We start from the raw sequence: 7,263 nt of genomic DNA, 5'->3' as shown, positions 1-7,263 counted from the left end.
CGTACAATGAACTCCAAAAATTAGTAGCGGTTGCTTAAACCCAAACGCCACTTTATAATCCGTTCTCTATTTTTTTAAACTTTGCAACAGAACCCCATTTCATCATATTTGGAGCTAATAGGAGCATTAATTTGTTGTGAAAAATCAGTTGCGAACGATTCCCGACAAATCATATGTAAACCAGGAGAATTTGGTGCAACGATAAGAAAATGAGCTAAAGAACTCTGTTCACTTTTTAACAAATTCCCCGAAAGAATTCTCCTTCCTCAAGCGTGTGAAGGGCGTAGCCCAAACGGTAGGTGGGAGATGAATTTCGGTTTGGCATAGCCAAAAACTTTTGATAAACTAGCTATATGAAGCTCTTTGATCACTTGATATATGAGGTTGCAGGAAGAAAATAGAGTGCGATAACCAAGCCATTCGGTTCCTGCGTAAAATATCAACCGTACCAAAAGAGCGTCCAAGCGTTGGACATCTAGGGATGGAACATCCCGAAGTAACGCTCAGGGAGACGAAAGGTTACTTTCGTCGTGGAACTGAGAAGCTCCAACTTCAAGCTTTGCTAAGTGGCGAGTAGTTCACTCTTGTTACAGGATAAATAAGTAAATCATTTGAGTATGGCGATGCGGTTCCAATCATTTTAGCACCACTTAAAAATATTCCATCCGCCGTTTTTTTGTCATTCTTAATAATCCTATTTCATCTATATCGACTGCATGTTGAATGGACCGATTTATTTGTGGGTCGCGTTGAATCACACTGATGAAACGGTGTTGATCTCTGACTTCTTCATAGTAACTCGCTATTTTATCAGGAAATTGAGGATCAAGTCCTCTATATGATTCACGAGCTGCATACCATCCTGTTAACCGGGATCGAGCATAATCGGACAAACGACTCATAACCCCATCTGTCATCTTGCTCCATGTCTCAAAGGCTGTTCGCCTTTTTAATATATCTTCGTAAGATTTTGGTACTAAAAATGCTGTATGAACCCATGTATTGGTTTGGGGACTTAGATAGCCAACTAATTGCTGATGTGTAGGATTTGTAAACAAGTCATATAGCTGAGTAATAGTAGCTAACGTACCTTGAAAACTTGCATTCTTTGTGACATCAATTTGTTTGCCTTTTAGCCAAACACTTCGCCCATCTTGCAGACTTTGTATGAAACGATCTTTAAATTGATCCATAATAACTCCTTTCGAAATAAACAAGTTAAAGGAAAAGAAGCAACTTCTATTACACTTTATTAAGAAGTATGGATTTTTACGTTTTTCAATGGTGGCGAATATACATGGAAGGTAATAGCTGGTAAGTTCGAGCTATTCTGCATCATATGAATGGTATTGTTATTAACAGTAAAGAGATGTCCTTGCGTAAATTGTTGCGTTTGATGATAGGTTGGTGTAGTCTCGGAGGATTCAAAAGTATATAGGATATTTTGTAAGCTACCTTGTACAATATAAATACAGCCTGTTGATGTACCGTGATTATGAATAGGCGTTTTCGCCAAGCTAGGAAAATAAAGTACCATGACTTCTAGGTTTTTTGTATGATAAATGATATTTCGTCCGTATTCCAAGTGTTTTGGAGCTTTGATATAAGGAATTACATTTTCAGGTGACAAATCTAATGTTTGGACAATCTGTATAAGCTCTTGTTGACTATATATTTGTAAAGAATTAAAGCTATGCTGTATAATTTCAAGAAATTTCATTATACGTACTCCTTTTTTATAAAAAATTACGTTCCTTCGATATGGAATAGTGAACAACCTCTTACAATATATATCTATTCAACTTTCTGAAATACTTTCATCGAAACATTGAGAAATAAGAAAAAATAAGGAAACAATATTTTCATTCAATTTAAAAGACAATTATTTGAATTTATGCATTCTTAACATTCTCTAATTCTCTATTGAAATCCGAATGTGGAAATTTAGCTGTAACAAAAACGTCCATTTTTGTGATAGTTGGGATTGTAAGTATTTTGTATAAAAAATAAGAATGAATCCCAAACATGTTCGGATTCATCCTTTAATAATACATAATTAAATTTATACGACACACCGGTTGGGATTGAATTGGGATATTTTGTATTATTCCCCTTTTTCGTGGGATGGGCAAAGAAAACCCAATTGCAATCGCATTCTTAACATTTATTGGGGGAATTGCTCCGTTAGTAGCGCAATTATTAAAAGCAGTGATGTAGTTCACCGGTTTATAAAGGTAGTAAAGGACTCGTAGGTTTTCAACACGTCCGAGATGAATCGTCCCATTCGATCTAATTGGTAACTTTTTCTATGATGGTGGTACATTCTGTATCATGAATACTTCATCAATTGTAAGTAAGATATAGGGAATTTGTTCATTTGAGGTTATTTCATTGTATTCATCAATATGACCCAATTCATACTCTTCCATCAATTTTCTTCTATACAGTACTTCTTTCCATAGCTTTTTCAACATTGCTGTTATTTCCATTTCTTCCATACAAACATCTTTTACATGTTTCACTCTTCGTAAAAAGAGGAAATCTGAATTCTTTAAATCCCCTAATATGATAACTCTAAAACCTAGCAGTACATCATGCAATCTTTTTAGGATATAAAATGATTTTTAGATAAATACTCTATAATGAAAAATCTTTAAAGGAATAGTTATATGTAAATCTAACAAGGGGAACAAGTGAGGGATTGTAAATGACAATAGAAGATTTACTAACATACAGCAAAGAGTCGGATGATTTTATTCAATTTTGTCATCCTCATGCAGGAGGCGAATTTTGGATTTCTTATTTTACATCGCTCGTTGATTCTAAATTTATATATGAACAAATTCTTCCATATATGAAACGTGGTACTTATCTCTCTTTAAAAGAATTACAAGCTGTGATTCCCATGGAGCTTATCGTACTTACAAATGATATAGAACAAATTCAATCCAACCTCATGCTAGGTCATATCATGATTCAATATCATCCAACGGATGAAACTTGTTTACTCATTTCAGCAAGTATGAATCAAGCTCGAGATGTAGCGATACCCGAAGAAGAATTTAGTGTAGTTGGTCCTAAAGAATCGTTTGTCGAATCCATACAAGCAAATTTAAATTTAATTCGTAAGCGCTTACCTTGTGTGCAACTACAAATCAAAGAATATGTAGTTGGTACCCTATCTAAAACAAAAATTGCCATTCTCTATATGAAGGATATTGCCAATGAAGAAGATGTACACACAGTCATGCAAAGGGTTCAAGAGATTGAGTATCATCAAATTTTAGACAGCTCCTATATCTCAGAAATGATTTCAGATAATAATTACTCGGTCTTTCCACAACTTATTGATACGGAAAGACCGGATCGAGTGGCTGACGTTTTAGGAGAAGGGAAAATTGTAATTTTGGTGGATGGATCACCCCATGCATTAATTGGACCTACTACGTTAATAGAATTTTTTTCGGCATCTGAGGATTATTTCATTCATTGGCAAATCGCTTCTTTTTTTAGAGTCATTCGCCTTGTGGGTGTCATGTTTTCTATTTTAGCTACGCCGCTTTATGTGGCAGTGCTCAATTATCATTATGTATTGATTCCGAAAGATTTGATAAGTACGATAGTTATTTCGAGAAGCCCGATACCGCTCCCACCCATTTTGGAAGCTGTCATTTTAGAATTAACAATTGAGTTACTTAGGGAGGCTGGAGCCAGGTTACCCACAAAGGTTGGACAAACAATAGGCATTGTAGGTGGTATTGTTATTGGAACAGCTTCTGTTGAGGCGGGGTTAACGAGTAATGTGTTATTAATTATTGTAGCCCTATCTGCTCTAGCCTCTTTTACCACACCTATTTATAAAATGGGAAATGCGATTCGGCTTATTCGCTTCCCCTTTTTGTTATTTGCCGAATTGTGGGGTGTAATAGGCGTTGCAATATCTGCTATGTTTATCCTGGTCCATTTATTAAAGTTAACTTCTCTGGGAAGACCGTATTTAGAACCTATCTATCCTTTTCGCCTTTCAGACTTTAAAGATTCTTTTATTCGTCTACCATTGTCTAAACAATCCAAACGCCCTATGGATACGCAGTCAAAGGATAAAATCCGATTTTCTAAAAAATCTATCCGACAAAACAAAGACATGGATGAATAATTATAAAGGGGAATCACATTGAAAACAGGTATAAAAACACAATTTCTTGTCTCTTCTTTCTTTACTTTCTTTTTGATAAATACAATGCAAACAGGGGTTGGAGCTTTCAGCTTTCAGCGCGAGATAGCTCAGCGTGCGGGGCATGATGCCTGGATAATCGTTATTTTAACAGGGTTAGTTGGACATATTTTAATTTGGATGATGTATACCCTATTAAATAAGGAAAAACAAAGTATCATCCCTATTCATCGTAAAGTATGGGGAATGTGGCTAGGCGGCATTTGCAGTTTTATCATATGCCTTTATATCTTCTCCTATAGCTTCGTATATCTTCAATCTACACTGGAAATTATTCGCGTTTGGATTTTTCCTAGTCTCAATAAATGGACTTTTGCTGCTGTCTATCTTATTCTTGTGTATTTTATTGTAGTTGGTGGTTTTCGAACTGTAGTAGGTGTTAGTGTATGTAGTATTTTACTTCCCCTATTTTTGTGGCTTACTTTTCTCAGTCCTTTAGAATTTGCAAATTATCGAAATCTGTTGCCTATTGGGGACCATTCTATCAAAGAGTTATTCATATCTATGAAGGCGATGTCTTTTAGTTTTTTTGGTCTCGAACTTTTATTCTTATACTATCCTTTCTTGCAAGACCCAGAAAAATCTCAAAAATGGGCTCATTTCGGTCATTTATATACGATATGTATTTATTTAGGCCTTACTTTGGTAACCACGGTTTATTTTAGTCCAGAACACTTGAGTCGTACCGTTTGGCCTACTTTAAGTATGTGGAAAATCGTTCGCCTTCCCTTTATAGAAAGATTTGAATTTATTGGAATTACAACGTGGATCATCATTCTTTTACCGAATATATGTCTTAGTTGCTGGGCTGCGAGTCGGGGATTAAAAGAATTATTTGGTGGTTTACGGCAAAAATCCATGATTCCTTGGCTTTTAAGTATCCTCTTTTTGGTGATATGTTTTATATCTGATCGGGATGCGATAGAGTCTTTAAGCCGAATTATTTCAAATATTGGTTTTTACATTGTTGTTGTTTATATACCCATATTGTTTGTTGTCTACCATATTCGAAATCGAATGGGGAAATGAGGATGAAAATAAAGTTTATTATCTTTCTATGCATTATGATGTTGTTAGTATTTATTTTCGGTCGTGTTCCCAAAGAAGTACTGGATGATATTCGGCTTGCAAAAGGAGTTGGTTATGATGCATCCAGTTCCAGAAATCAAATGCAAGTCTCAGGGGTGTATGCTGTCTACCAACCTGATAAAACAATTATCAATAAGGTTTTGACCACAACATCCTCATTGAGTAAAGAAAGCCTGGAAAAGCAGAATGAACAATCTGATGAACCGATTGCAAATGGGAAATTGGAAGTGGCTTTATTTGGACATGAGCTTTCTAAAAAAGAAATTTCTACAATCATTGATACATTTCATCGGGATGCCAATGTTAGTTCACGTTTATTACTAGCAATTGTAGATGGCAAAGCAAAAAATGTGCTAGAAAAGAAATATGGAAATAAGGATACAGGTAGCTTTCTAGCCAATTTATTAGAACATAACATGGCATATGGACTATTACCCAAGAATAACCTTCACATATTTTTAACTTCCTATTTTTCAAAAATGAAAGATCCTGTTTTACCTCTACTAAAATTAGAAGGAAAACATATACGCATTGAAGGGATTGCTCTATTCAAGAAAGATCGATATGTAAAAAAAATTCATCGAGACAATCTATTCATTTTCAAAGTGTTACGAGAAAGAGCAAAATTAGGGCATGTAAAAGTAAAAATAAGCAAGAATGTAGACGTTTCTGTACAAAGTGTGGTTACTCACCGAAAATTTCTTATACGAACTTCTACACCGGATCCACAAATCACCATTCGCTTAAAAGTAAAGGGAGTTGTACGTGAATTTCAAGGGAAAAGAATCTCACAAGATATTATACAGATAACAGAAAAAGCAATGAAACACTCGCTAGAAAAACAAGGAGATGCAATCATTAAGGAATGTCAAAAACTTCATATTGATCCTGTTGGGATTGGAGATGAAGCACGGAGTCGTATCAGACATTTTAATATAAAAAGATGGGAGAGGCAGTATCCCAAATTAAAAATAAAAGTAATAGTAGAGCCAAACATAACAGAATTTGGTGTTGTAAATGGTGACACGAGTAGGCCTGGTATCGGGCATGAATAGAAACATAGTTCTGCTGCAAAGTTTTTTCATGGAGCGAAACGGTAGGAACAATGTAATATTGATTAAATTTGTATAAAGCAACGAATCCATTTTTACAGGAATCTCGAATTTCTTTAGCATTAAAGTATATTTACTTCCAACGAGCAAAAAAACTTCGTGAATTGGAGTGATTTTCAGAAAAAAACTTCTTGAAATCTCATTTACTTTAGTTCATTATATTTTATGTAAGTAACTTATAAATACATAGGGAGAAAGAATAGCATCATATAAGAGATAATTACACGGCTATTCTGAAAGAAACGGTAGGTTTAGTTCTTAACTGTTATTGTAGAGAGTTTTATCACTAGTGAAGATACTGGTAAGAGTAAGAAGAATACCGAAAAAGCTGCTGATACTCATATGAAAAATATAAAAACATTACAGTCTGATTCTGTCGTGAATAATTATACAAATGAATTGGTACACATAGAAAGAGAAAGAAAATATAGATGCGAATGCTAATCAATAATAAGAGTAAAAGGCAATCCCATTTTGTCTTAAAATAAGGGGATAGTAAAATGAGTTTGGATACATTAGAGGTTAGAATCGTGTTCAAAACAGAAATAAAAAAAATATACAACGGAAAGATTAAAAGCATAATTCCATTAGATGTACAGTTAAAAGAGAGTTTCATTTCAATACAGATATACGGGATTTGGAAACATATTTCTACTGAAACAATTAGTGCCATGTGGATGGTAAAAAACTAAGGACAGCTAAATGTTGTTCTTTCTATTTTATATTTGGAAAAAGGTTCTGTTGCAAAGTTTAAAAAAATAGAGAACGGATTATAAAGTGGCGTTTGGGTTTAAGCAACCGCTACTAATTTTTGGAGTTCATTGTACG

Annotated in this window: 5 protein-coding genes and 2 pseudogenes; 4 read left to right on the top strand and 3 right to left on the bottom strand. The window is 34.5% G+C overall.

What is annotated here, in order from left to right:
- Positions 1-579: 579 nt before the first annotated feature.
- The 3 genes and pseudogenes from F3I02_RS10695 to F3I02_RS10685 all read right to left on the bottom strand — a co-directional run.
- A pseudogene (locus F3I02_RS10695) lies at positions 580-1,193 on the bottom strand (4-hydroxyphenylacetate 3-hydroxylase N-terminal domain-containing protein); the annotation flags it as partial.
- 59 nt (positions 1,194-1,252) lie between these two features.
- On the bottom strand, positions 1,253-1,720 hold the full coding sequence (locus tag F3I02_RS10690; protein ID WP_196477894.1) for a cysteine dioxygenase: 468 nt from the start codon (positions 1,718-1,720) through the stop codon (positions 1,253-1,255).
- A 601-nt stretch (positions 1,721-2,321) separates the two neighbouring features.
- A pseudogene (locus tag F3I02_RS10685) lies at positions 2,322-2,570 on the bottom strand (FtsK/SpoIIIE domain-containing protein); the annotation flags it as partial.
- Between the two features lie 137 nt (positions 2,571-2,707).
- Between F3I02_RS10685 and F3I02_RS10680 the strand changes: the two are divergent.
- The 4 genes from F3I02_RS10680 (at position 2,708) to F3I02_RS10665 (ending at position 7,127) form a co-directional block, all read left to right on the top strand.
- Complete coding sequence (locus F3I02_RS10680; protein ID WP_196477893.1) at positions 2,708-4,156, top strand: spore germination protein; 1,449 nt, start codon at positions 2,708-2,710, stop codon at positions 4,154-4,156.
- A gap of 18 nt (positions 4,157-4,174) precedes the next feature.
- Positions 4,175-5,263, top strand: coding sequence for a GerAB/ArcD/ProY family transporter (locus tag F3I02_RS10675; protein WP_196477892.1), 1,089 nt, complete (start codon positions 4,175-4,177; stop codon positions 5,261-5,263).
- Positions 5,264-5,265: 2 nt separating this feature from the next.
- Positions 5,266-6,378 (top strand): Ger(x)C family spore germination protein, encoded by a 1,113-nt coding sequence (locus F3I02_RS10670; RefSeq protein WP_196477891.1) that lies wholly within the window; start codon positions 5,266-5,268, stop codon positions 6,376-6,378.
- A 557-nt stretch (positions 6,379-6,935) separates the two neighbouring features.
- Positions 6,936-7,127 (top strand): hypothetical protein, encoded by a 192-nt coding sequence (locus tag F3I02_RS10665; RefSeq protein WP_196477890.1) that lies wholly within the window; start codon positions 6,936-6,938, stop codon positions 7,125-7,127.
- Positions 7,128-7,263: the final 136 nt, after the last annotated feature.

The sequence above is a fragment of the Bacillus sp. SRB3LM genome, assembly GCF_015712745.1.
GTDB lineage: Bacteria > Bacillota > Bacilli > Bacillales > Bacillaceae_G > Bacillus_A > Bacillus_A thuringiensis_K.
Note: the sequence above shows the minus strand (reverse complement) of the source record. Positions and strands in the feature narration are given on the sequence as shown.